The sequence below is a fragment of the Geomicrobium sediminis genome, from assembly GCF_016908595.1.
Classification (GTDB): domain Bacteria; phylum Bacillota; class Bacilli; order Bacillales; family Marinococcaceae; genus Geomicrobium_A; species Geomicrobium_A sediminis.
Genome location: NZ_JAFBEC010000003.1, coordinates 307,135 through 329,744, shown reverse-complemented (window position 1 = coordinate 329,744; position 22,610 = coordinate 307,135). Strand labels below are relative to the sequence as shown.

Sequence of the window (22,610 nt, the reverse complement as noted above, 5' to 3'; positions counted from 1 at the left end):
GTCCAATTTAGCCCTCCACCTCCCAAAGTTTATGTCCCTTCACGATCGTATGAATGTCATTAATTAAATCAACAATGGCTTGTAGTAACAGGAGTAAGCCTCCAATCGGTACCATGATCCATTTAATCCAAAGGCTAATGTTAAGTCCAGTTGAGGCGACAGCTCCAAGCTCAATAAGATGAATTACATAAGCGCCACCGTAAACAATAAACACACCAGAAATTAAAAAGATAAACAACGCAGTAAACAAATCAATAACGCTTCTCTTTCTCTCGGAGAACTTTTCATAAAAAATGTCTACACGAACATGTTCACGATGAAGCAGGCAGTAACCTCCGGCCAAAAATGCCGTTAATCCTGTAAACCAAGCAGTCAAATCATAGTTCCAAACGGAAGGGCTATTGAAGAAGTAACGTAAGATTACATCTGTAAATAAGAGAAGCGCCATAATAAATGCAATACTGCCTACAACCCATAACATTGAATTGTTAATCATGCGTATAAGAGCTACAAATCTCATCTTCGTCACTCCTTTTTACTCTCTTCTTTACAAATTGTTACTCCTCTAAAGGTAGCTCTTCTCTAATTACTTCAACCATTCTTTTCGTATCATCACTTATTGACGCGAATTCATCCCATACAACGTCGCTACTATCACGAAAGCGTTGCCATTCTTCATCTGAAAAATGGGTAACCGTGACATCTTTTTCTTCAGCAATTTGCAAAGAGTCCTTAGTTTGAGCTTTAGATGCTTCAATGGCTTTGCCTTCCATTTCTTCTCCCACATCGAGCATAATTTGTTGCAAATCTTCAGGTAATGTATTCCATTTATCTAAACTAATTGTCGTAAAGGTCATAACAGGATCAATAACAGGTGGATATGTAGCATAGTCTACAACTTCATGATAATTGTTCGTATCCAACGTGTAATATGGATAAATCGTCCCGTCCATCGTTCCCCTTTGTAACGCTTCATAAATCTCTGAAGCTGCTACATTCGCAGGTGCAATACCTAATTCTTGAAACCATGTTAACCAAAGTCCAGTTGGCAGTCTCATCATCGTCCCATTCAAATCTTCCGGTACACGAATTTCTTGATTCGTCATAAATGAATTTGCACTTGAGGGCCAGTAGAATAATGGTTTTACACCGTACTCCTCCAAATTCTGTTCAAAAATCTCTCCTACTTCTGTATCCCTCACAAGATGCATCAGTTCTTCTTCCCCGTCTGAAATATAAGGAAGCCAAAAAACATCATTGGTTGGAATCATATCTCCCCAATATGAACCATGTCCCCCCATATCAATTGTTCCCGACGCAATAGCGTCCAGTAAATTTCCTTGTGGAACCAACTGATTACTATAATAAATATCGAATTGAATTCGACCTTCGCTACGCTTTTCAACTTCTTCAGCAAATAGATCAATCCCGTAATACTTAGGTTCATATTCATTGGAGATGGGGCTGAAGGCACTACTAAATGTAAATGTAAAACTCTCCTCTTCTACCTCAGAAAATGTTGAAGCAGTTTCTGAAGTACAAGCGATCAACAAGGAACTCATCATTAAAAGTACGAATGCTCGACACCTCAATGTTTTTCCTCCCCATTCATCATAGTTAATAATTTCTCAAGTACTATAATGGTAAAACTCTAAAAATCCAAACGATAAAACGCCACACAATTGATAACGCTTTCAAAATTGATTAATGAGAATCTCAAAAGTTCCAATCTGTTACACTGCTACTCCTATGTGAATAAATCCTAAAGGTTCACTTTTTAAATGTCAAGTTAAATATTAGAAAATTTAATCACTTCAGGTGTTGTTTAATTTTTGACTCAAAGCATATAGATATTTACATGCTTTATTTTCCACAAACGTAAATTCTCACATATAGCAATAATTATATTACTTATACATGGCAGATTATATGCACTATATTAAAAAACCAACTTGGAGATCCAAATTGGTAAGGGTCACAATCTATTTATTATTTTGATTTATAAACGCAAGTCCGTGCTTTCGACTGTGAATGCTGTGCTTAATAGTGATGAACCACTGAGGACCTGGAGATAACACTATTAACAGTCCGACAATTAGTACAGTAAAGAACGTATCAATATTCACGATTTGCTCCTCTCGACAATATAACTACGTAATTACTTGACCACACCTATCATTATTCATTTAAAGCCTAATAAATCTCATTCACCTAAATATTTTGTTGGCATAATTTCTTCCACTAAACGATCTCCCATTACTACCCGATAAGACTTCGAATGTTTCCTTGAACTGACGATATCAAAAATCTCATTATCAATATAATGAATAGCTACTCCATCGTCGGTCGCAACACCAGGAGAAATAACACGTGACTCCACCATATCGTGATAAGCAGGGCGTCGATCCTTTTCTCCATCATAATGGGGGCAGTTGCTACCTTCAATGAACCCTAAACAACGGATGGATTCTAACTTTCCACCAAAAGAGTCTGTGACACCCTCTTCATACCAACATATTGAACCCGCACTAATTCCAGCCAGAACTTTGCCCTCTAGCCACGCTGTTCTTAAAATTTTATCCATACCCCAATCTTTCCAAATAGCTAACAAATTTTTTGTATTTCCACCACCCACATAAATAATGTCATTTTCCATTACAAAACTTTCTATATCTCTCATTGGGGGTTCGAATAAAGACAAATGGTTTGGACGACATTCATGCTGGTTGAAGAAGTTATAAAACCTAGAAATATAATTCTCTGCATCGCCACTCGCAGTGGGAAGAAAACAAATTTTAGGTGTATTTTTGTGAGCTTGGTCTAAAATATACTGGTCAAGAAGTGGATTTTCTGGTTCCATTGAAAACCCACCCCCGCCTAAAGCAATAATCTGCTTCATTAAAGCACCCCCTTATTCTTACAAAGAGATTGATTAACTCTATTTACAATACACTAGGCTCCACCAACCTGATTCGCTTCTCTTCACAGTTGACCTCAGTACGAATTCCAATTGGCAAAATGAACATCGGATCTGTGTGACCGAAATCAACATTCGTGATGATCGGCAACATATGGTTTTGAAATTCATCCCGAACGACGCTAATAATCGCATCATCTAATTGTTCCTTTTTTTGATCTGAATAGTCCCGAGCTCTCCCAATTAAGAGACCTTGAATTCGTTCCAGCATTCCTTGCATGCCATAGCTACGAATAATTCTTCTGATTTGCTCAACCGTTGTTGTTTCTTCAGCATTCTCTAGGAATAAAATCTTATCGTTAAAAAACTCAACGTCACAAAAGTACCTTGTCCCTTTTAACATTTCCAATACTTCAATACAGCCTCCATACAACTTCCCGCTGTTAATCCCTTCACCTTGTAACCAACGCCATCCCTCTGTATTGCGTTTATCTTCATTGATTTTACCTGTGTTGTTTGGATCTGCCCAATCAGGATAGCCTTCAGACCAGCGTGTATACGGTTGAAAATCATACGTATCACTTGGGTTAAATAACATATTAAGAATATGACGTTTATAATTATCTTCTAAACGACTAAGCTGCGAAATACCAGCCATTACCGTAGGCCCGTAATACGTCACCATCCCTAATTGATTCAAATACGTTAAAAACGTCGTATTATCCGACGCTCCCATGATAATCTTAGGGTTTTTCATTATTAAATCCGTGTTTAAATAGGGGAGAATTCTTATTGAATCATCGCCACCAATGGAACAAAAAATTGCTTTTATCTCTGGATCAGCAAATGCTCGATTGATATCTTCCGCTCTCTGTCTCGGGTTTCGATGTAGTTGTTCAGCAGCTGCACGGGCAGTATCCATTTCCTTAACTTTTAAATTGAGTTCCTGTTCTAGAATTTGTATTCCTTGATCAAAGATATGTGGGAATACGCTCGGCACCCCTGCTGATGGGGACAATACGGCAACCGTGTCACCCTTATTTAAACGTTGTGGCGTTATCATTTCCATATCCTTTTACCCCCATTTAAAATGTTAGGTCTATTCTATCACACTAATTTCACACAACATGGAACATTCGAACATCACGCCGTCTAGCATTTTATAAAGGAGTTTTTTCTACCCACTCTATAAAACTCTTTGGTATGATTAAAGACACAGCACGTATTTATAGAGGCAACATAAAGACACTCTCAGAAATTGCTGTAGCGACAATGACAAATCAAGATGTGACGTTGCACGTACACTCATTTTAAACACTTAATAAAACGAGCACTTAACCCTTACAAAATGGAGAAAAGGAGTGTCCAAGTTATGAAGAAGAAAATTCTCATGTTTTTATCTTTCGGTTATGGATTCTCTACTGCTGTTTTCTTCTAGAATTCATGATATTGGTGAAGTCTATCTTTTTTAAGAAATCGAGCAGAAAAACTCTAGAAGTGAGGGTATACAATGCAAAACATCAGTAGGAAAAATCCAGATTCAATGGCTAAGCCCGTGGGGAATTACAGTCATGTGACACGAGTTCCAAAAGGTGCCGATTTAATCGTCACATCAGGTCAAATCGGAACAGATTCACATGGCAATCTCCCACCTAAATTCAACGATCAAGTCACAAATACATTTTCAAACATACAGAAAATCCTAACATCAGAGACTTTAAGTGAAAAAAATATTATTAAAGTTAACATTTGGGCGACCGAACAAATCGATTGGAACTTCTTAGACGCTCAATGGGATGAACTGTTCCCATCAGCATACCCAGCCATGACTGTGGCTTACATCTCAGCATTAGGATTACCCGAGTTAAAAATTGAAATTGAGCTTTGGTGTGCTGAATTTTGATAGTAGCAACGATTCAAAGCATACAGCTTTTTATCAAATGAACGTTCCCTTGTTACGAAGACAGGGAAAGTAATAGATATCGTTTAAGGCATAGCTTATAGAGGCTATGCCTTTTTGCACGAGGCTAGAATTCAGGGGCATTGTGCAAAAGCTCGTGACCGCGGTGCAAGAGCTCAGGACCATGGTGCAAGAGAACGGGACCGTGGTGCAAGAGAACAGGACCGTGGTGCAAGAGGCCAGGACCGTGGTGCAAGAGACCAGGACCGCGGTGCAAGAGACCGGGACCGCGGTGCAAGAGAACAGGACCGCGGTGCAAGAGAACAGGATCGTGGTGCAAGAGAACAGGATCGTGGTGCAAGAGACGGGACCTCGGATTAAATCCATAAAATTTTAGTCCTCTTGACCAACAAAACGCCCTTCAAAGTTCACTTTGAAGGGCGTTTTCGAATTATAATGTCTCTTGTTTTTCAGCTTGGAACGAATCAAGGAGTGACCGTACTTCATCTGTTGAACTTGAGTTCATCAATTGATTTCTTAACTCACTCGCTCCACGGAAATCGCGTACATAGATTTTGAAGAAGCGGTGAAGCGGTTTAAACGCACGGGATTCAATCTCGTGATATTTGTCGTGTAGGTCAAGTTGCAACCGGAGCAGATCGAGTAACTCTTCACTGCTATGCTCTCTAGGTTCTTTTTCAAATGCAAATGGATTCGTAAAGATTCCTCGTCCAATCATGACACCGTCGACTCCGTACTTCTCAACGAGTTCTAAGCCGACTTGACGGTTAGGAATATCACCATTGATCGTCAACAGTGTGTCAGGTGCAATCTCATCTCGGAGTTTTTTGATCTCTGGAATGAGCTCCCAGTGCGCGTCGACTTTGCTCATTTCCTTCTTCGTACGTAAATGGATAGACAAGTTCGCAATGTCTTGCTTTAGTACATGTGTTAACCACTCACGCCATTCATCCACATACGTATAGCCAAGTCTCGTCTTCACACTTACAGGCAGTCCCCCAGCTTTGGCTGCTTGAATGAGTTCAGCAACAACGTCTGGGCGGCGAATTAATCCGCTTCCTTTTCCGTTCCCTGCCACATTTTGAACCGGGCAGCCCATATTAAGGTCGATTCCTTTAAATCCTTCTTTTGCCATGCCAATACTCATTTCCTCGAAGAATTCAGGCTTGTCACCCCAAATATGAGCAACCATCGGCTGTTCGTCTTCTGTAAACGTCAAACGACCGCGAACACTTTGCTTGCCATCTGGATGGCAATAACTTTCAGAATTCGTAAACTCCGTAAAAAATACATCTGGTCTCGCGGCTTCACTTACGACGTGACGAAACACAACGTCCGTAACGTCTTCCATCGGAGCTAATATAAAGAATGGACGTGGTAAATCACGCCAGAAATTTTCAGTCATCGTACTTCCCTACCTTTTCGTCTCTCGGTCTTTCTTATCCCACATATTCACGACACGATTTATAGCAACTACTCCATAATAATATAGGAAGTAGCACTATGACAATTGAATAAATTTCCCTCATGATCATAATCAAAAAAAAGAAAGGTCTCGCCCTTAGTACTTCAAGGCAAGTCCTTCCGAATAAAATAAGCACTCAAAATCTCAATTGATCTTCACTAGATAACTCCATCAAAAATGGATACAATGACATGAAAAGCAAAGAAACAGATAAGAAGATCATGATAATTGCTAAGAAGCCTAAATTTGTTAACAAACTTAATAATGGAACGAGCAACGGTAAAAATGCTAAAAATGACGTTTTTCTTTTCGCATTTCTAGATAAATACTGTACCTGACAATGAGGGCAACTCATCCCATAAATTGAGAATGACTTTTTGATGGATAACCTCCATCCCCACCCTTGCTTGCAGTTTGAGCACGTAGGCATGACATGACCTCCTTAACACTTTAATATCACAACAAACACACCATTCTATGGATTCATCCGCTTTTAAGAAGCTGTTTAACATTACCCCTAACTCTATCCGGCAATGGCTGTCTGCACGCTTCGATCAACAATTGCTTATTAGAAATGCCATGCGCCTGAAAATAACGAAATAAAAGCAATTCTTTCTCTTCTTTATTAGGCATCAAACTGTATAAGATGTACCAATCTTCTAACGTACAGAGTGGAATGCTTACACCGTTAATTTGTGTACACGAAACAATTGAATTTGGGGTTAGCGAGAGTATGTATACGCCATTTTCGTGTTCCAAGGAGAATCCACTCATAAGGTCAACTTCGACATCATTCATCGTGTATTTATAGAAATAACTGGTCCGAAAAGGTGAATACTTTTGAGCTTCCTTTTCATTCCCAATCGTATCAATGATTGTCTTCTTACGACCTACATCTTTCTCAGACACTAACACATCGATGTCATTCACTTTCTTTACAATCCCGTATTGCAAAAGGAGAAATGACCTCCAATCGCCCGAGTAATATTGTTTTCATTAAGCTGCTTAGCTAAGCGTGCTAATTGCTCACGCAATTGTGTATTGTGACTTTGATGTAACGTCATCCACTTTACTCCCTATCAACCAATAAAAAAAACAGACTCAAAGAGTCTGTTTTAATCGGGTATTAGCCTTCTTTTGAAACGTTTGCAGCTTGAGGTCCACGGTCACCTTGAGTGATTTCAAAGCTAACTTTTTGACCTTCATCTAAAGTTTTGAAGCCTTCAGTTTGGATTGCAGAGAAGTGTACGAATACGTCTTCGTTACCTTCACGCTCAATAAATCCAAAACCTTTGTCTGCGTTAAACCATTTTACTGTACCTTGTTCCATGATTGTTGCCTCCTAGTGCTTTGCACATGCATTACACGATATATTACTATTCTTGCTCAAAGTGAAACTCTAGATGAAAGTTGCTTGCTTTCTGTTTTCTTCGTAACAAAACTAGTTAATAGTAATCGTAACATATAAATAAGCACCTTCCAAGTTTTTTATGAAATTTTGGATTGTTAAGCGAATTAGATGATTCTTAAGTATCATCCTTTTCCTTTTTAATGAAGAACAGCAGCCAATTGATCGAACAGAGGTTCAAGCTGTCTTTTTCTATAACATAGCTTTGATTCGTATTCTTGATAACAAGATCAAATACCTCATGATAAGTATGCATAAATAATTCATATTGAATTCTTCGTTGGTTATGAGATTGCTTTAAATACTCAATATTCATACCTCTTTCGGACACATCTCGAATGCCCCTTCTCATAAACTCAGTTTCTCCATCTGTATAAAGGTAAATCTTCAAATCAAATAAACTTGGATCTACAAATGCAGTACTCATCCCTTCCACAATACTAACTTTGTTATCAGATGATACTAACGCACTTTCCATATAATGCGTTTTTATCGTATTAAAATCTAATCCCTCTCGAATCATCGTAAGATCTCTTTCTAAGGAGACGACATGGTGGGCTGCTGGATGGCACGCTGTCATTTTAGACGCATGTCGTTTTTGATCATATTCATACTCGATTGTTGTGTACTTTCTAAGCTCAGAGCCAATGATGTAAGGGTCCGTGTTCATATAATTGACATGTTGCTCCCCAATCAACTCTCGAAGACGATTCGCAAATGTTGTTTTCCCTGAAGCACCATGACCCGAAATTCCGATTACGATTTTTTTATCAAGATGATTAATATAGTTGGCAACTTTATTTGCTATGTTATCCATAACTTCTCCTTCAATAAGTAATGTCTATAAAAACGAATCTATATTCACTCTAAAGATTCAAGATGACTTGCTTTTGGAACTGCAAAATCGGGTAAACATATTAAAAAAGATCGGAGGTCCCCATGGCTAAAAAAGCTCTATTCATCGGGTTATGCCTATTTTTCATTATGATACTTACTGAACTGATTAGCCGTAACACCATAAATCTCACGACCCTGCTCGGTATGTTAACTGTGTGTACGATTATCTCATTAGTAATCTACGCTTCACTTAAGTATAAACAAACCAAAGATAAATAGCAGTGACTTACAGGAAGACATTAAAGAAGGAAGTCATTGTTTTATAGACCTGTGAAGAAACACCTTCATTTACTAAAAACTCTCACGCCTTACGCTTCGTGCCTTTGGTTTCTACGTTTTCGAGTTCCCCGCGCGCTAAGTACTACGTATTTCATAAGGATCCCTATAGGATAAAATACAATTACTACAGGAACAATCACTGTTAACAATATAAGTGATAAAAATAAATCGTTTGCCACAATAGAAAAATTCCCTGAATCCAATAGCGTCGTTCCTAGCACTAGATCAGAAAATGCTCTTATTAACGGATTCAAAAATGACACAACGATTGAGAATAAAATCGCCAATCCGATAGCCGCTAAATAATAAGAAAACTCTTTCAAAAAAACTCTCATGCCTTATAACGACTCCCCTAAGTTAAAAATACTGTTAGCAATTACACCATATTCACCGTAGTGTTTCAATAACGTTCGTTTTTAAGGACTATAAAGACGGGTACATGTACTGAAGAACACTAACGCCTCTGGAAATTGTATGAACGAACGTATTATAGGAGTGTTTCGAGATGACCAATAATTCAGATTATCATTCGAAGAGGAACGAACCGAAAGAAAAGATCGGTGAATCCGTTGATAAAGGGATCGTTGGAAGACCTGAAACGTTCGCTCAAGGAAGCTGCCTTTCAAGAGTCTTCACCCTCGCATTCATCATCGTGCTATGTATCATACTCTTTTACTTTTTCTTCTAGGCTTTTGCAGGTTGATATTTTGATTAAGAGGGGTTCGTATTAGATATGTCATGAAAACTTTATCGAGCATAGCTGCTTTTTTCTTACTTAATGGATGTAGCAATGCCACGGAAGAAATTGAAGGAAGAAGGACGTCATTCACTTTAAGAGAACGACGTCCATTTATTAATCTCTACTCAGTCTTTCTCTTCTTAAATAAAATCGTTGCGACAATAAACGAAATGATGAGCAATCCCCCGAACCAAGCAATGGATAACCACAGGTTCGTGCCAATCGGTGTACCGAGAAGAAGTCCGCGTAATGTCTCAATTAACGGGGTCATCGGTTGATTTTCTGCAAAGGTGTGGAGCCATGAAGGCATCGTTTCAGTAGGTACAAATGCGCTACTCACATAAGGCAGAAACAACATCGGAAATGTGATCGCGTTGGCTGTTTCTACATTTTTTACAAGCAATCCAAATACGACAAATAACCAATTAAGAGAAAGCATAAATAAGGTTAAGATACCAATAACTCCTAACCACTCTACTACCCCTGCCTCTGGCTGAAAACCAATCAGTAGTGCGACTAGAATGACGACAGTCGTAGCAATCGCATTCCGAACGAAGCCACCAATCACATGGCCGACCATTAACGAAGATGGATGAAGTGGCATGCTGCGTAGGCGCTCAAATAACCCACCAATCATGTCTTGTGTAACACTTACTGCGATAATCGAACTTCCAAAGCCTGCACACGTAATAATGACACCTGGAACAACGTAATTGACATAGTCCGTTCCCGTTTGAATTGCTCCTCCAAATACTGCAACGAACATAATCATAATAGCAACTGGTAATCCAATAGCCATCATTAGGGATTCCTTTTCTCGAACGATATGTTTTATGCTACGTCTCGTCATCGTCCACCCGTCCATCGCAGCCCAATACAATCTTGAATTAGTCATTTGACGAAACTCCTTTTGTTGATTTGCCTGTAATTTCAAGAAATACGTCGTCCAATGTCGGTTTACGGAAATGCATTGCAACGGGTTCTATTTGATTTTCATGCAACGTATTCAAAAGGCGACGTAAACTTTCCGTTGAACCTTCCGTCTCAACAGAAATGACCTTCTCACTTTCGTTTATTTGCCCTTTGATGACTTTACTCGCTTCATCGAAAGAAGCTTGGTCTTGGAACGTTAACTCCAGCTTTTCCTTTCCAATGATGCTTTTTAATTGTTCTGAGGTTCCCGTTTCAATGATTTTCCCGTTATTCATAACCGCAATTTTATCCGCAAGCTGATCTGCTTCTTCCAAATACTGCGTTGTTAAGAAGATCGTCACGCCACGATTAGCCAGCTTACGAATTAATTCCCACATGTTTTTGCGGCTACGAGGGTCCAGACCGGTAGTTGGCTCATCTAAGAAGATTACTTCAGGATTCGCAAACAAGCTGATTGCAATATCAAGTCGACGGCGCATTCCTCCTGAATACGTACTTACTCGTTTTTTTGCAGCACCACTCAAGTCAAATTGTTCGAGTAGCTCTACTGTGCGTGCTTTAACCGTACGGTGATCCAAGTGATTTAACCGGCCGATCATTTGCAAATTCTCTTCACCAGTGAGCAACTCATCAACTGCTGCGTATTGTCCAGTCAAACTTATTAATTTCTTTACAGACACGGATTCACTGTCGGTATCATATCCCCCGATTTTTGCAGAGCCGCTGTTAGCTTTGATCAACGTCGCTAAAATACGAACCATCGTCGTTTTCCCAGCGCCATTTTCGCCTAATAAAGCAAAGATTGAACCTCGTTCCACATGAAAACTCAGTCCGTCTAGCACGAGATGCTCACCATATCTTTTCTTAATGCCCTGTACCGAGATGACCTGATCAGTCATGAAAGATCTCTCCTTTTATGTTGATTGACTAATTCAGTCAATTTAACAACAAAATTTTTTTGACTGACTCATTCAGTCAATTTTATAATACGTACGCTTTATTTTTATGTCAATCTTTTTTATCACAATTACCTTTCCGAGATCATCCTAGTTAAAATGCCAACTTTTTGCTCTGTATTATCCTTCCAAAACGCTGGATCATCTGCCATTATGCCGGACAATACTGTCAAATAAATACCCAACAATTCTTCCGCATCACCCTTAATAATCTCTCCAGAATTCTGTCCTTCAACAAAAAGAGGATACAAAGATTCGATGTAGAATTGTCCTGCTTTTTCTACGAATTGCACTAAATGTTCAGGTAGGTCGTTCGTAGAACTTAAATTCTGGATAATCCGAAACACGCCATTGCTAATTTCTGTATCACTCTCTGTAAATGCAAATAAAGTGAACTGCTTAATTTGTTCAAGCGGACTAACCTCATGATCATTCAGTTCTTGAAAAAGCTTTGCAGATTTATGCTCTTCAACCGCCCAATCTAAACTTGCATACAAGATCTCATCTTTAGAAGTAAAATAATGATAGACGAGCCCGTGGCTCACTTTCGCTTCTTTTGCAATCATACTGATTTTTGTCAGTTTAATCCCGTTTTCAGCAAATACTTTAATCGCAGCACGCATAATTTGTGCTTTGCGTTCATGTTTCTTCTGATCGAGTTGTTCTTTATTTTGTGGTGCCATAGATCCCCAGTCCTTCTGTACTTATATGTAGTCTCGTTCATTTAGCTTCCTTGTCTTAAAGGTATGATTAACTCGTAGTTTTGTCAATTGACTTCAATCTTAATCGAAGATGTATACAAACAATATGTCCCCTTTGTTCGTAGCGAATAAACCCGTTGCAACTGCCAAACACTACAAAAAATCTTAAAACCAGACCTTGCCATTCATAATCCCCTCACTGCTATTCCCCAAATTATTGACCTTTCTTTTCAACAAGTGTTTATCAAAAAATGGTAATTCGCAACATCACACTTTACAAGATGACCTTTCGGATGTATAGTTGATTACACGACTAATCAACCACTCAACATAGAAGTGAGGAAGGAGCGTTTAGTGAAGTCTGTTCTAGATGAGTCAAAACCAATTTTCCAGCAAATCTTCGATATGATTGCTGATGATATCGTTGATGGCGAATTGCTTGAAGGAGAGCAAATTCCATCAACAACAGAGATCTCTAAGTTTTATCAAGTGAACCGGGCAACCGTACAAAAAGGACTATCCATGCTTGTTGAGGCCGGTTATGCCTATAAACAACGAGGTGTTGGGATGTTTGTCGCAGAAGGAGCCAAGAATGAGCTGCTAACGAAGCGTAAAGAAGAGTTTTATATTCAATACGTTAAGCCCACACTGAGCGAAGCTAAGCGACTTCAAATGTCGAAAGAAGAATTTATACAATTGATTGAGGAGGATTATGATGATTAAAATCGATAACGTATCGTTTTCATATGGGAATGCAAAAGCCTTGCAAAAGGTTTCGTTACACGAGAACGAACCGATGATCATCGGATTATGGGGGCGCAGTGGCTCCGGGAAAACAACGTTGATGAAGTTGCTTTCCGGTATGGAACAACCAAATCAAGGAACAATTAGCGTAAATGGGGTCAGCCCATACAACAATCCAGAAGCAATGAACCACGTAACCTTTATGCAAGAAGACCATCCATTTTCAGATTTATGGGATGTTGATGATGCACTCCGTTTCGGTTCTTATTTCAATGAAAATTGGGACCAATCATTTGCCGAACATTTATTGGATGTGTTTGAGTTACCGAGGAAAAAGAAGATCAGAAACTTTTCAAAAGGCATGAAAAGCATGATTAAAATCACGCTAGGACTTGCGAGCAAAGCGCCCGTTACGATTATGGATGAGCCAGCAAACGGGCTCGATGCGAGTATGCGTAAAACCTTTTATGATGTGTTGTTGGATACGTATGAAGACTCTCCACGCCTGATCATGTTGTCGACTCATCACATTGATGAAGTTGAGCCACTCTGTGAAAAAATCGCCTTGATCAATCAACACACCATCACTCGCTATGAAGATACAGAGAAATTAAAGCGGCAAGGAGTACTCCTAACAGGACCAGCGGAAGCTGTCAAATCGGTGATCGGAACGAGCATTGTTCTTGAGGAACGCAAAATCGGCAAACAACTTCACGTCATGATTGACGACGATTATGACGAAAGCTTAATCACGCGCACGGAAGCAACAGGTATTAAGATTGAAAAAGCACCACTTCAAGACTACCTCGTGAACCTAACAAAAAAGGGGACGATGAAAGCATGAATACACTCAAAGGACCATTCAAGATTATCATTAAAGAAATGAATCCAACGTTCTTCTGGAACGTTGGTATAACAATCGCTTTAATGGGGTTGTTTATTATTTTAAGCTTCTATACCGATGGCAATGAGCAGTTGGGAATCACGTTCGGCCCGTTCTATGTCATTTTTCTTGTGTATCCTTTTATCTTGATGAAAGCTTACAAATGCATACTCTCCTTGGGAGGCACGAGAAAGCAATATATGATCGCAACTTTTCTATCCATTGGAATCTATCTTGTACTAAGCGCAATCATATTAAATGGGCTCTATTCTTTAAGTCCATACGTACTAAATCAAGGATATATCTTTCACATGGGAGACCTTGTGAATGAATCAAATCCCTTCTTATATGTGTGGATTGACGTATTATGGATGTTCATTCTGTTCGGTATTGGAGTGCTCGCACAAACGGTTTACTTTAACCTCGGTACAGTACGAACGTTAAGTGTAGGTGCTGTTCTGTTAATTGGTTCGCTCGCGACGGTCTTTTTTGCGGACCTCGGTCCCCTCTTCGAATTCTTCATTACTGAACAACTCGCATTCGTTCACATCCTGGCAGGTATATCTGCACTATTTGTACTGCTTTCTTATCTGTTTATGAAAAACGGACCGCTAGAAAAAGGCGATCGCTATTTATTTAGCAGAGGCTGGAAAGAACCTAAACCAGAATAACACGATTGATAAAAGGCTACTTTAGGTCATGATTAGACCTGAAGTAGCCTTTGCTTTATTCTATGATACTGATTTGCATTAAGATTAATTTAAATTGAACCAACGATTAAGAAGTCCATCGGAGTCGATTTGAGAGTATATAAAATCTGCGCCAACAATTGAAAGCACAGCAAAAACAATCGCCCAAACGATGATACTTCCACCGATCCATAATGTTGTGGACTTTTTAGAGGCTCCTAATGAACGAGCAATTAAAGCCGTTGCATGACTACTTCCAACCGTCACAGGATGAATGGCTGCAAGACCAGGTAATCCGTATCGTTTCAAAAGTTTAACTGCTTTTTTCTTTTTATCGCTCTTTTCATTCTTTTTGTTTTTCGGTCGATTTTCTAACCATTTTATAAATTGCTCAGACAGGGTAATTGCGATTAAAAAGGTCATTAAATTCCCAATGATACTAATCATGGTAACACTCCATGGATTAAGGCCTGCCAATATCCCTATAGGAATAATTAACGTCGATTCTAAAAAGGGTGTAGCTGCAATAATGAAAACAATGATATACAAAACGATTGCTGACATAAAATTCTCCTTTCACAATCAAATAAACTGACCGTACGGTTTATTAACTTCGGGAAAAATAGCCTCACGATTATGAGGCATAGGGTTTATTTTTCAATCCCATTCAAAAAGATTTCGATCGCATTCTGATAAAGCAAATAGAACTTCTCCTCATCGTAACCAAGGAACTGTGTAATACTCATACCTGTGAGTGTACTATAAAGAATATGCGAGATATCTTCGACCGTTTTATTACTCACAAACTCTTGATTACGTATACCTTCATTTATAATTTCATAAAAAACATCATACTCCGGTTGAACAAGATGGATCAGCTTTTCTTTCACCATTTCTTCGATATTCTCCGAACCCATATATTCAGGTACAATTTTTGAAATTGGATTTTGCATATCCGAAGCATAAAATCGAGCGAGAAGGTATAGTTTCTCGGTTGCTGTAGCAAGTTGATTGGCTTCTTTCTCCCACTCCATTCTCCATGATTCAGACGCCTTCTCAACGGTATACAAAAAGAGCTCTTCCTTACTCTTAAAATGATAATAGATGCTGCCTTTGCTTATCTGAGAATACTCACGAATATCTTCCATCGAAGTTGCCGCGTACCCTTTACGTTCAAAAATCACCTTTGCTTTTTCCGCAATACGTTTCTTTGTCTGTTCTCCTTGTCCTACTGGTCGAGCCATAATGAATATTCCCCTTCAATGTTAATGACTAGCATAGTAAACTGACCGATCAGTTTATTAAATATTAATACATTATTTTAGAAAAAGCAACGATACCTAATTAAGCTCCCGGTGTCGTTGGCTTGTTTTAAAACAAGGGATGACCTTTACAGACGACTTCTTCTCGAGGTTATTCGGTAGCATCATCATGATTATTGGAGTTATTGTCATACTACTTCCACTACTCTTAGGTATAGAGAGCATGAACCTTTCAAATCGTCCCTTTCTAGATCACCGATAAAACACATAACCATATTCTTGTTTGTTACAATTATCTCAATGATTCGTTCGAAAGGAGAAGATAAAATCGAAGTATTAAGTACTGGCATTGACTGGGGAGCCGTCATTACTTCAGTGATCGCTTTCATAATTCTTATCCTAATTATCGTCCTCATCATTCGATTATATCGATATTATGTTAAGCAAAAGTAAGCAAGCTACTCCGTAATTTTCTTTGCACTCATACTTGGTCCTTTGCTGTTATCAGCCATAGACTTTGGAGGTGTTCCTATTCTTAGATCTCCTCTAAGATTTCTAGAAGATGACCGTAAAGCATTCGTCTTTGGCGTATTATCTTTACTCATCCCTTACATTGGAATCGTTTTTGGCATTAAAGCCATTACGTATTCTAACGGAAAGAAGACTTCAGCTGCGATCGGTGGGGAAATATTAGGGATTCTTGGTGTGGTTATGAATACGTTCTTACTTCTAATCATCACCCTCTATGTGAGCACCTTTTTTATTAATGTCGAATAGCCCTGCTAATGGACTAACAAAGAAGCAAGTCATTCAATAATGAATAACTTGCTTCTTTGCCTTACGTAGTTAACTTTTCTAAAGTTGCTTACGAACTATTATTATTCTCTAGGACCACTTCTGGATAATGCTTTTCAACCAGCAGATACAACTCATCTAGAAGCAACTCCAATTCTAAGATACTGTCTTCAAGTGGGCTGAAATTAATCCTTTCTAGTCGCTCTTCTAAGTTGTTAGGTTTGAGCCTGAATTGACTGGTTACCTGACTGTTCCATTTAAAGACCGGGTGTTGGATGTATTCTTGATTGATGGCATAGAACATATAGTTATAATTCAGTTGAACTGAACTGATGACTTGTTTCAATATGAACCAATCATCTCTTTTCATCAACGCTTCACGATGATTCCATTGATTCGTTAGTTTCATATACTTATGTATCATCGCCATCGTTAGTTCTCTAGGGTATGGGGTTACTTGTGCTACAAGTTCACTGTACAATTCATTCCCTAAGACTGGAATGCCACTTTTAATACTCGAGACTATTAATTGCTTATTTATTGAAGTGTCATATTCCTTTGTAACTTCGTGTACAATTTCTCGTACACGATAAGTTAAAAAGTTGCTAATTTCATACTTCACATGCGAACTCACATAACTTTCTGACCATTCATCTTCTTCAAAGGGGTGAAACTCGATTAATTCTCCTTGTAATTCTTTTATTGGCTTCTTTCGATCATCGTCTGTTGGAGCTTCATTCCAAAGCACATAGATCTCAATATCCGATAAGTGATCCGCCCAGCCTCGTGAAACCGAACCTGCAATCATGACTAAATCAACATTTTGATTGTTACGATAATACGCGCTGATTGCCTTACCTTTTTCAAGTAATTCCATGACATCACCCCTATTACATTATGCCGTTAAATCAATCAAATAATAAGCGCAACCAGGCTCTTAAGCCTTACTTGCGCTCAGTTGCTGAATGTGTTTAATTTACGGTCGCCTTTTCTTTTATTAAACGTCTAATTAATTTTATCTGACCTCTATGACTGATTTCATCTTCAATAACATGAAACCATAAATAATAGTTATTGTACGGTGTTCCATCTGGAAAATGCCTTTCTTCATAAAGCCATTGGTCATCTTGCTCTTTAAGGAAATCGTAAGTCACTTGCCTTACCTTACTCAGCTTTTCTAAATAGTACGGTTAATCATTAGAATGAATCTCTGTTCTTCCTTGCTCGCCCATCTGTAGGGCCGCTGTCCATTCTTTCTCTTCTTGCTCATTGAACATGCGATCTTCAAACGACATGACTTGGTGTAAATATTCAATCGATGCCATATGTGAAAGTAACATGCCAATTGAGTTACTATTTTGATCATGAAGAAAATCCAATTCATTCGTTGTTAACTCAGCAAGTTCAAATTCTGTCATCGTTCTTGTTAATTCGAGCATGTAAACGAGTTCTCCAATTGCTTGATCGTAACCTTCTTTTGAGTGAAATTTAGGGTTAAACATCGGATCATCCTTTTCATAAAATACACTACTATACTACCATTCATTGTTTACGCAATGAGAATAGTAGGATGAATCCGATTAACCAACTGCTTACCCGTAATGTTCCATATGTTGACGATAAAGCTTCCAGCCTGTCGTTTCTTTTTTGAATACCTCCACTGTCAACACAGTCGTTTGATTCTGACCTTCAAGATAGAAATCAATCGTTGCTGTCAGAATCAATTCATCGTGCTTACGTAGATTATATGTAAGGTCGTTATACTCGAATGTAGGATTTTTTCCTTGGTATCCTATAAATGTTTGTACATTGTCATCACGATACTCTTGCCCTCTATACACACGATAATCAACGTCATTGTAATATCCAAAATACCCAATAAAGTCATCTGAAACCCAACCATTAATTCTCTCCACATCTCCAAGATTCAAATCAGTACGGTAGTTCGTGATCGCGTCCCATACTTCCATTTTCACGTCTCCCTTTTATATGATGTTAAACATAATAAAAATCGCGCCAATAAAGTTGCCGACTGAATGGATTAACCAACTCGGTAAAATCGATCCTCCAGACTTCATTTCGTTCATCCAACCTAAAAGATAAGCACAAACGCCTGTTACAGTAATAATCATCATTGCTACTAAGAAGTTAGTGATAAAAATAAACATGATGCCGTGCACGACTCCAAAAATGAATGCTTGCACGAAGTTGCCTAAACGAAAACCTAGCTTGTTTATAAGCCTCTTCGCAACAAATCCACGAAAAAAGATCTCTTCGGATAAACCAGTTTGGATAAATGCATAAAACAACGCCGGGATGATTGCTACGATACCGTATCCTGCGAATTGTGCGATTGCAATGTCACTGGAGTCACTCAATCCACTGACTGCCATCAACCCGATAATAGCTAGCATAAGGAAAATCATTCCTATGAGGTACGCACTATATTTTAAAACAGACGTATTCATCTTTATTCGATGTAAGCCGATGTAGCCAAAGAACTTTACGTCTTTTCTTGCGGTTAACAGCCAAAAAATAAATGGAATAGAAGTAAAGAGCAACACTTGCAAGATGGAGCTTAAGATTAATGATGTTAAATCCATTTTTACCCCCTAACAAAATTGCTGAGACCTACAAGCATAGCTACATCGTTTTTTCGAACAACTTCCTTTCAAATAAAAATCACTGCAGTACTTTAAACAGTGATTTTCATTACGATTCGATTGTTACTTAAAGAAACCACGAATAAACATTCCAACATAAAAGGCCATTTCAGCAAATACAAAGAACCAATCCTTTTTTTAGCCTTTGCTTATTTGTTTGTTGCGTTACTCATCTGTTTATACCTCCATAACTAAAGGGTTATCTGAATAAAATTGACAGAACATTCTTTTATTTTATCTTAACATATGAAGCTAAGTAACTAAAGACTTAAGAGCCTACGCAGGAGTCTTACAGCTCGTTCCTTCATTAAAAACAGCTGTGAACAAACACAGCTGTTTCTAATACCTTTATAACCATTCAGTTGTGGTATTCGCTAATTCTTGCAATTGATTCATAAATGACGCTGCATGATAGCCATCACAAACCGCGTGATGCACTTGCAATGAAACCGGCAAGTACGTTGCTGTACCTTTAAAATAATATTTTCCCGCTGTAATAATTGGCAATAAAAAATCGCCACCATTACCGATATTCAAATTAAATCCACTAAAAGAGTTCCATGGAATCATTGATATCGGAAATGTATTAGCTGGAATTGGGCTTTTAGGAAATAGACCACCAATGTGGTTGTACTCGGCTACATCACGAGCATAGTCTTTTTGAAAAGTTAAAACGTTACCTGTTGATTCTGTCCAAAGATTAGAAAACGATTGCTTTTGTTCATCAAAAACAGTATAGAAAGGAATCAATTTCTCCCAATAACCGAGCTTACCTTCATTATTGAAGCTTATTCGAAAAGATTCATTTGCATTGATCACTTCTGTCACCATGTAAATAAATGTTGGGTAGAATTTGGATCCTTTTCTTTTAATTGCTGCTTTTAACGAACTAATCTCTATATCTGTTGTCATGCTAAATGTCGTTTGTTGATTTAAATAGTGATTAAAGTATTCTTTGCGTTCCCAATTCTCTAGGGTAATTGAATTAAATGTCATTTTATTTACCTCCTAAATTAGTGCTTTACAATGATTTAGGAGGCCGTTTCATCTGTTTTCTTCAAAATGGTTCACCCTTATATGAGTCGTACTCTTGATTGTATAGTAGGTTTCTTGTCAAAATCAACGCGTACCATGCCGTTACACCTGAATCATTTGTCGAATTGTTATGACATTGTTTCAGTGTACTCGGGTATTGGATAACAAGAGGTGATCGTATGAATCGTTTTCTGACCGTTCTTCTTTTTATTCTGATCCCAACAATTGCAATGCCACTACTGTATATGATTTGGTCTATGCTTTTTGGTGACGCACTATCTGTTACTTCGATTTTAGTATATGTACTGACAGGTGTTATTTTCGGTCTCATTTTTGTCGGTTTACGGTTTTTACTTGTCGGCAAGTTATGGGGTGAATAACAACGCTTTCTGAATTTATGAATCACACCAGAGAGATTGAATACACTAGCAAACTAGCTTTAATTGCTATTGATAGCATAATGAGTATCGATGATTGAAGTTTTGATATGTGCCACATTGCACCAAAGTCTCCCCAAGGATTCCTCGTTCTGATCGTCATAACAATGCTCATCCCTAAATAAACAAAGTAGATAACAAGTGCTGTTAGAAGTAAGGAGATGCTTAACGGAGGATAACCTATAACAACATTGAAGATAGGTACACAAACCAATATAAATACCAATTCCGCAATAAATCCCGCATTGATAAAACGAAATGAATAATGATCGTCTCGATCGTATTCGAAATAAGCCTCTTTATATGCTTCATACTGGACAGGTGAAATCCAATTCCCATGTTTCTTAATCGCTACATGAGGTAAAAGCGTTTTCATCTTAATACGTATCGCCTCTTTTGGAATTCCTATATACCTACCAAGAAGGTAATGCCCGGTTTCATGAACAAAAGTAAGTACGATACAAAACAAGCTATTGAAGATCAAATAAAAGACAAATGAGCCAATCTTTATCCACCCCCATAGTTCATAACGCTCTACTCATTGGACAACTGGGTAACTTTCAACATGATCATCTCTAACTCGTTAGGAAATTATTTATTGAAACGTACAATGAAAAGAGTGCTACTAGGAAGCAGAAAATCGCAAAAAATTACGATCTTTTTTAAATTCATCGACTCCCATTATGATAAACATAATCCCTAAAAGCCCTATTGTATACTTGCCAAAATCATAGTTTTCAGTAATGATACTAATTACCGATAATACGACAACTACGATGGCTATCACAAGTCTTAAAATCAGTAACAATGGTGTACCTCCAATCCTTATTTATGAAGATTTCCTTATAACTCATTGTAAAAATCAATTACGGAATTTGCTAACGATACCACTTTACTTTTCAAATCCTTTGGGGCAATAATCTTCATTTTATTCGCAAACCCTACGATATACTCAACGGCTTCTTGTTCTGCATTAAATCTTAACGTTGCCTCGATCCACTGATCTGGACTTGAACTTTCTTTTTTTATCACTTGAACAAACTTACTCGTAAAATATAGCCGCTTCATCACGGATGGATGAATTTCAACTTGGACGTCGTAGGCTGGTAAACGTTGAATGAATTCTTCCTTTGACTGTTCCCAGTACCCAGCCAATATGAAATTAGCTGGTCTTATAAAGGTTTCGTTTTCAACAATGGCCTTGTGTATGCGGGACACTCTGTAATTACGAAATTCCGAATCTCTTATTGCAACGAGATACCAAGTATCCCCCTTTGCTACGAGCCCTAATGGTTCAACCACTCGTTCATTTTGTTCCCCATCTGCTTGTTCATAGAGAATGGTTAACTTCTTACTTTCCCAAACCGCCTGTTGGACGGTCTTTAATGCATCAAGGTTCTCTTTGGACGCTCGCCACGTACTTGAATCGATATGAATTCTTTCCCAGATCGCTTCTGCTTCGCCTCGAAATGTTCCTGGGATCGCCGCTAATAACTTCTGGCGAGTGTCTAACGCTCCACTATGTAATCCTAAGTCTTCAAGTACTTTTCCTGAAGGGAAAAGAAATAACGATTTCAAGTCGTCCATTGTGAGCCCACTTAACTGACTACGAAAGTTATCTACTAAACGCCAACCTCCGTCTTTTCCCCGATCAGAGACAACAGGAATTCCTGCTGTGCTTAGTGCATCCATATCTCTTAGAATTGTTCGATCTGACACCTCTAGTTCTTCAGCCAATTCCTTTGCTGTCATTTTCCCTCTGTTTTGCAACAAAATCATAATTGTCATCAATCGATCTGCTCTCATACGATTAATCCCCTTAGGTAATACTATGAATAAGCCACTTAATATGACATAAGGTGTCATATTTTAATTGTATACTTAAT

At 38.4% G+C, this 22,610-nt stretch carries 31 protein-coding genes; 7 read left to right on the top strand and 24 right to left on the bottom strand.

The features are described 5' to 3' along the window. Window positions 1-7 precede the first annotated feature (7 nt). The 5 genes from JOD17_RS07190 to JOD17_RS07170 form a co-directional block, all read right to left on the bottom strand. Window positions 8-520: a TRAP transporter small permease subunit gene (locus JOD17_RS07190; protein WP_204696582.1), complete on the bottom strand. Its 513-nt coding sequence runs from the start codon at window positions 518-520 to the stop codon at window positions 8-10. Window positions 521-557: 37 nt separating this feature from the next. Next, window positions 558-1,592 carry a TRAP transporter substrate-binding protein gene (locus tag JOD17_RS07185; protein ID WP_204696581.1) on the bottom strand — a complete coding sequence of 345 codons (1,035 nt, stop codon included), beginning with the start codon at window positions 1,590-1,592 and terminating at the stop codon, window positions 558-560. Between the two features lie 390 nt (window positions 1,593-1,982). Next, window positions 1,983-2,126: a hypothetical protein gene (locus tag JOD17_RS07180; RefSeq protein ID WP_204696580.1), complete on the bottom strand. Its 144-nt coding sequence runs from the start codon at window positions 2,124-2,126 to the stop codon at window positions 1,983-1,985. A gap of 77 nt (window positions 2,127-2,203) precedes the next feature. Continuing rightward, on the bottom strand, window positions 2,204-2,899 hold the full coding sequence (locus JOD17_RS07175; RefSeq protein ID WP_204696579.1) for a Type 1 glutamine amidotransferase-like domain-containing protein: 696 nt from the start codon (window positions 2,897-2,899) through the stop codon (window positions 2,204-2,206). 43 nt (window positions 2,900-2,942) lie between these two features. Continuing rightward, window positions 2,943-3,986, bottom strand: a complete 1,044-nt coding sequence (locus JOD17_RS07170; RefSeq protein ID WP_204696578.1) for a S66 peptidase family protein — start codon at window positions 3,984-3,986, stop codon at window positions 2,943-2,945. A 441-nt stretch (window positions 3,987-4,427) separates the two neighbouring features. On the opposite strand from JOD17_RS07170, the gene JOD17_RS07165 reads away from it, so the two are divergent. Next, on the top strand, window positions 4,428-4,820 hold the full coding sequence (locus tag JOD17_RS07165) for a RidA family protein (RefSeq protein WP_204696577.1): 393 nt from the start codon (window positions 4,428-4,430) through the stop codon (window positions 4,818-4,820). Window positions 4,821-4,934: 114 nt separating this feature from the next. After that, entirely contained in the window at window positions 4,935-5,198 is a 264-nt protein-coding gene (locus JOD17_RS07160) for a hypothetical protein (protein ID WP_204696574.1), read from the top strand. A gap of 70 nt (window positions 5,199-5,268) precedes the next feature. Here JOD17_RS07160 and JOD17_RS07155 read toward each other — a convergent pair whose 3' ends face one another. The 6 genes from JOD17_RS07155 to JOD17_RS07135 form a co-directional block, all read right to left on the bottom strand. Continuing rightward, window positions 5,269-6,243, bottom strand: coding sequence for a tRNA dihydrouridine synthase (locus JOD17_RS07155; protein WP_204696572.1), 975 nt, complete (start codon window positions 6,241-6,243; stop codon window positions 5,269-5,271). 196 nt (window positions 6,244-6,439) lie between these two features. Beyond that, window positions 6,440-6,733, bottom strand: a complete 294-nt coding sequence (locus JOD17_RS07150) for a TIGR04104 family putative zinc finger protein (RefSeq protein ID WP_204696570.1) — start codon at window positions 6,731-6,733, stop codon at window positions 6,440-6,442. A 53-nt stretch (window positions 6,734-6,786) separates the two neighbouring features. Continuing rightward, window positions 6,787-7,257, bottom strand: coding sequence for a hypothetical protein (locus JOD17_RS07145; protein WP_204696568.1), 471 nt, complete (start codon window positions 7,255-7,257; stop codon window positions 6,787-6,789). Then, the gene (locus JOD17_RS21525; protein WP_275581703.1) at window positions 7,239-7,367 is read right to left on the bottom strand and encodes a hypothetical protein; all 129 of its coding nucleotides are present in this window, start codon (window positions 7,365-7,367) and stop codon (window positions 7,239-7,241) included. Before JOD17_RS21525 ends, JOD17_RS07145 begins: the two co-directional genes overlap by 19 nt. A 62-nt stretch (window positions 7,368-7,429) precedes the next feature. After that, window positions 7,430-7,633 carry a cold-shock protein gene (locus tag JOD17_RS07140; protein WP_204696565.1) on the bottom strand — a complete coding sequence of 68 codons (204 nt, stop codon included), beginning with the start codon at window positions 7,631-7,633 and terminating at the stop codon, window positions 7,430-7,432. A 196-nt stretch (window positions 7,634-7,829) separates the two neighbouring features. Continuing rightward, complete coding sequence (locus tag JOD17_RS07135) at window positions 7,830-8,528, bottom strand: uridine kinase family protein (protein WP_204696564.1); 699 nt, start codon at window positions 8,526-8,528, stop codon at window positions 7,830-7,832. Window positions 8,529-9,392: 864 nt separating this feature from the next. On the opposite strand from JOD17_RS07135, the gene JOD17_RS07130 reads away from it, so the two are divergent. After that, on the top strand, window positions 9,393-9,575 hold the full coding sequence (locus JOD17_RS07130) for a hypothetical protein (protein WP_204696562.1): 183 nt from the start codon (window positions 9,393-9,395) through the stop codon (window positions 9,573-9,575). A 172-nt stretch (window positions 9,576-9,747) separates the two neighbouring features. Here JOD17_RS07130 and JOD17_RS07125 read toward each other — a convergent pair whose 3' ends face one another. The 3 genes from JOD17_RS07125 to JOD17_RS07115 all read right to left on the bottom strand — a co-directional run bounded on the left by JOD17_RS07125 (window position 9,748) and on the right by JOD17_RS07115 (window position 12,198). Continuing rightward, complete coding sequence (locus JOD17_RS07125; RefSeq protein ID WP_204696560.1) at window positions 9,748-10,521, bottom strand: ABC transporter permease; 774 nt, start codon at window positions 10,519-10,521, stop codon at window positions 9,748-9,750. Then, entirely contained in the window at window positions 10,514-11,458 is a 945-nt protein-coding gene (locus JOD17_RS07120) for an ATP-binding cassette domain-containing protein (protein WP_204696558.1), read from the bottom strand. The genes JOD17_RS07125 and JOD17_RS07120 overlap by 8 nt, the downstream gene beginning before the upstream one ends. Window positions 11,459-11,586: 128 nt before the next feature. Continuing rightward, the gene (locus JOD17_RS07115; protein WP_204696556.1) at window positions 11,587-12,198 is read right to left on the bottom strand and encodes a TetR/AcrR family transcriptional regulator; all 612 of its coding nucleotides are present in this window, start codon (window positions 12,196-12,198) and stop codon (window positions 11,587-11,589) included. 372 nt (window positions 12,199-12,570) lie between these two features. On the opposite strand from JOD17_RS07115, the gene JOD17_RS07110 reads away from it, so the two are divergent. From JOD17_RS07110 to JOD17_RS07100, 3 genes are read left to right on the top strand one after another with little or no spacing between them, the layout of a single operon-like run. Beyond that, the gene (locus JOD17_RS07110; protein WP_204696555.1) at window positions 12,571-12,939 is read left to right on the top strand and encodes a GntR family transcriptional regulator; all 369 of its coding nucleotides are present in this window, start codon (window positions 12,571-12,573) and stop codon (window positions 12,937-12,939) included. Beyond that, window positions 12,932-13,804 carry an ATP-binding cassette domain-containing protein gene (locus JOD17_RS07105; RefSeq protein WP_204696554.1) on the top strand — a complete coding sequence of 291 codons (873 nt, stop codon included), beginning with the start codon at window positions 12,932-12,934 and terminating at the stop codon, window positions 13,802-13,804. Before JOD17_RS07110 ends, JOD17_RS07105 begins: the two co-directional genes overlap by 8 nt. After that, entirely contained in the window at window positions 13,801-14,514 is a 714-nt protein-coding gene (locus JOD17_RS07100; RefSeq protein ID WP_204696553.1) for a hypothetical protein, read from the top strand. Before JOD17_RS07105 ends, JOD17_RS07100 begins: the two co-directional genes overlap by 4 nt. A gap of 84 nt (window positions 14,515-14,598) precedes the next feature. Here JOD17_RS07100 and JOD17_RS07095 read toward each other — a convergent pair whose 3' ends face one another. The 7 genes from JOD17_RS07095 to catA form a co-directional block, all read right to left on the bottom strand. Then, window positions 14,599-15,096 carry a small multi-drug export protein gene (locus tag JOD17_RS07095; protein ID WP_204696552.1) on the bottom strand — a complete coding sequence of 166 codons (498 nt, stop codon included), beginning with the start codon at window positions 15,094-15,096 and terminating at the stop codon, window positions 14,599-14,601. 86 nt (window positions 15,097-15,182) lie between these two features. Continuing rightward, window positions 15,183-15,776 (bottom strand): TetR/AcrR family transcriptional regulator, encoded by a 594-nt coding sequence (locus JOD17_RS07090; protein ID WP_204696550.1) that lies wholly within the window; start codon window positions 15,774-15,776, stop codon window positions 15,183-15,185. 883 nt (window positions 15,777-16,659) lie between these two features. Then, window positions 16,660-17,466 (bottom strand): DUF4037 domain-containing protein, encoded by an 807-nt coding sequence (locus tag JOD17_RS07085; protein WP_204696548.1) that lies wholly within the window; start codon window positions 17,464-17,466, stop codon window positions 16,660-16,662. A gap of 313 nt (window positions 17,467-17,779) precedes the next feature. After that, a complete protein-coding gene (locus JOD17_RS21700; protein WP_338028766.1) occupies window positions 17,780-18,091 on the bottom strand; it encodes a hypothetical protein in 312 nt (103 codons plus the stop codon). A gap of 90 nt (window positions 18,092-18,181) precedes the next feature. After that, window positions 18,182-18,559 (bottom strand): DUF4440 domain-containing protein, encoded by a 378-nt coding sequence (locus JOD17_RS07075; RefSeq protein ID WP_204696546.1) that lies wholly within the window; start codon window positions 18,557-18,559, stop codon window positions 18,182-18,184. A gap of 15 nt (window positions 18,560-18,574) precedes the next feature. Further along, complete coding sequence (locus JOD17_RS07070) at window positions 18,575-19,192, bottom strand: CPBP family intramembrane glutamic endopeptidase (RefSeq protein ID WP_169967008.1); 618 nt, start codon at window positions 19,190-19,192, stop codon at window positions 18,575-18,577. A 408-nt stretch (window positions 19,193-19,600) separates the two neighbouring features. After that, window positions 19,601-20,248 carry a type A chloramphenicol O-acetyltransferase gene (catA, locus tag JOD17_RS07065; RefSeq protein ID WP_204696544.1) on the bottom strand — a complete coding sequence of 216 codons (648 nt, stop codon included), beginning with the start codon at window positions 20,246-20,248 and terminating at the stop codon, window positions 19,601-19,603. A gap of 218 nt (window positions 20,249-20,466) precedes the next feature. On the opposite strand from catA, the gene JOD17_RS07060 reads away from it, so the two are divergent. Next, window positions 20,467-20,667 carry a hypothetical protein gene (locus tag JOD17_RS07060; RefSeq protein WP_204696542.1) on the top strand — a complete coding sequence of 67 codons (201 nt, stop codon included), beginning with the start codon at window positions 20,467-20,469 and terminating at the stop codon, window positions 20,665-20,667. Window positions 20,668-20,689: 22 nt separating this feature from the next. On the opposite strand, the gene JOD17_RS07055 is transcribed toward JOD17_RS07060, so the two are convergent. From JOD17_RS07055 to JOD17_RS07045, 3 genes are all read right to left on the bottom strand, one after another. Continuing rightward, entirely contained in the window at window positions 20,690-21,100 is a 411-nt protein-coding gene (locus tag JOD17_RS07055; protein ID WP_204696540.1) for a hypothetical protein, read from the bottom strand. A 249-nt stretch (window positions 21,101-21,349) separates the two neighbouring features. Beyond that, complete coding sequence (locus tag JOD17_RS21825; RefSeq protein WP_420827932.1) at window positions 21,350-21,511, bottom strand: DUF3953 domain-containing protein; 162 nt, start codon at window positions 21,509-21,511, stop codon at window positions 21,350-21,352. Between the two features lie 56 nt (window positions 21,512-21,567). Next, a complete protein-coding gene (locus tag JOD17_RS07045) occupies window positions 21,568-22,530 on the bottom strand; it encodes a helix-turn-helix transcriptional regulator (protein WP_204696536.1) in 963 nt (320 codons plus the stop codon). Window positions 22,531-22,610 lie beyond the last annotated feature (80 nt).

Excerpts from the sequence above, each read along its gene's own strand:
- JOD17_RS07190 (WP_204696582.1), bottom strand. The coding sequence starts at position 520 with ATGAGATTTGTAGCTCTTATACGCATGATTAACAATTCAATGTTATGG.
- JOD17_RS07175 (WP_204696579.1), bottom strand. The coding sequence starts at position 2,899 with ATGAAGCAGATTATTGCTTTAGGCGGGGGTGGGTTTTCAATGGAACCA.
- JOD17_RS07170 (WP_204696578.1), bottom strand. The coding sequence starts at position 3,986 with ATGGAAATGATAACGCCACAACGTTTAAATAAGGGTGACACGGTTGCC.
- JOD17_RS07165 (WP_204696577.1), top strand. The coding sequence starts at position 4,428 with ATGCAAAACATCAGTAGGAAAAATCCAGATTCAATGGCTAAGCCCGTG.
- JOD17_RS07155 (WP_204696572.1), bottom strand. The coding sequence starts at position 6,243 with ATGACTGAAAATTTCTGGCGTGATTTACCACGTCCATTCTTTATATTA.
- JOD17_RS07150 (WP_204696570.1), bottom strand. The coding sequence starts at position 6,733 with ATGCCTACGTGCTCAAACTGCAAGCAAGGGTGGGGATGGAGGTTATCC.
- JOD17_RS21525 (WP_275581703.1), bottom strand. The coding sequence starts at position 7,367 with ATGACGTTACATCAAAGTCACAATACACAATTGCGTGAGCAATTAGCA.
- JOD17_RS07140 (WP_204696565.1), bottom strand. The coding sequence starts at position 7,633 with ATGGAACAAGGTACAGTAAAATGGTTTAACGCAGACAAAGGTTTTGGA.
- JOD17_RS07135 (WP_204696564.1), bottom strand. The coding sequence starts at position 8,528 with ATGGATAACATAGCAAATAAAGTTGCCAACTATATTAATCATCTTGAT.
- JOD17_RS07130 (WP_204696562.1), top strand. The coding sequence starts at position 9,393 with ATGACCAATAATTCAGATTATCATTCGAAGAGGAACGAACCGAAAGAA.
- JOD17_RS07125 (WP_204696560.1), bottom strand. The coding sequence starts at position 10,521 with ATGACTAATTCAAGATTGTATTGGGCTGCGATGGACGGGTGGACGATG.
- JOD17_RS07120 (WP_204696558.1), bottom strand. The coding sequence starts at position 11,458 with ATGACTGATCAGGTCATCTCGGTACAGGGCATTAAGAAAAGATATGGT.
- JOD17_RS07115 (WP_204696556.1), bottom strand. The coding sequence starts at position 12,198 with ATGGCACCACAAAATAAAGAACAACTCGATCAGAAGAAACATGAACGC.
- JOD17_RS07105 (WP_204696554.1), top strand. The coding sequence starts at position 12,932 with ATGATTAAAATCGATAACGTATCGTTTTCATATGGGAATGCAAAAGCC.
- JOD17_RS07100 (WP_204696553.1), top strand. The coding sequence starts at position 13,801 with ATGAATACACTCAAAGGACCATTCAAGATTATCATTAAAGAAATGAAT.
- JOD17_RS07095 (WP_204696552.1), bottom strand. The coding sequence starts at position 15,096 with ATGTCAGCAATCGTTTTGTATATCATTGTTTTCATTATTGCAGCTACA.
- JOD17_RS07090 (WP_204696550.1), bottom strand. The coding sequence starts at position 15,776 with ATGGCTCGACCAGTAGGACAAGGAGAACAGACAAAGAAACGTATTGCG.
- JOD17_RS07085 (WP_204696548.1), bottom strand. The coding sequence starts at position 17,466 with ATGGAATTACTTGAAAAAGGTAAGGCAATCAGCGCGTATTATCGTAAC.
- JOD17_RS21700 (WP_338028766.1), bottom strand. The coding sequence starts at position 18,091 with ATGTTTAACCCTAAATTTCACTCAAAAGAAGGTTACGATCAAGCAATT.
- JOD17_RS07075 (WP_204696546.1), bottom strand. The coding sequence starts at position 18,559 with ATGGAAGTATGGGACGCGATCACGAACTACCGTACTGATTTGAATCTT.
- JOD17_RS07070 (WP_169967008.1), bottom strand. The coding sequence starts at position 19,192 with ATGGATTTAACATCATTAATCTTAAGCTCCATCTTGCAAGTGTTGCTC.
- catA (WP_204696544.1), bottom strand. The coding sequence starts at position 20,248 with ATGACATTTAATTCAATTACCCTAGAGAATTGGGAACGCAAAGAATAC.
- JOD17_RS07060 (WP_204696542.1), top strand. The coding sequence starts at position 20,467 with ATGAATCGTTTTCTGACCGTTCTTCTTTTTATTCTGATCCCAACAATT.
- JOD17_RS07055 (WP_204696540.1), bottom strand. The coding sequence starts at position 21,100 with ATGAAAACGCTTTTACCTCATGTAGCGATTAAGAAACATGGGAATTGG.
- JOD17_RS07045 (WP_204696536.1), bottom strand. The coding sequence starts at position 22,530 with ATGAGAGCAGATCGATTGATGACAATTATGATTTTGTTGCAAAACAGA.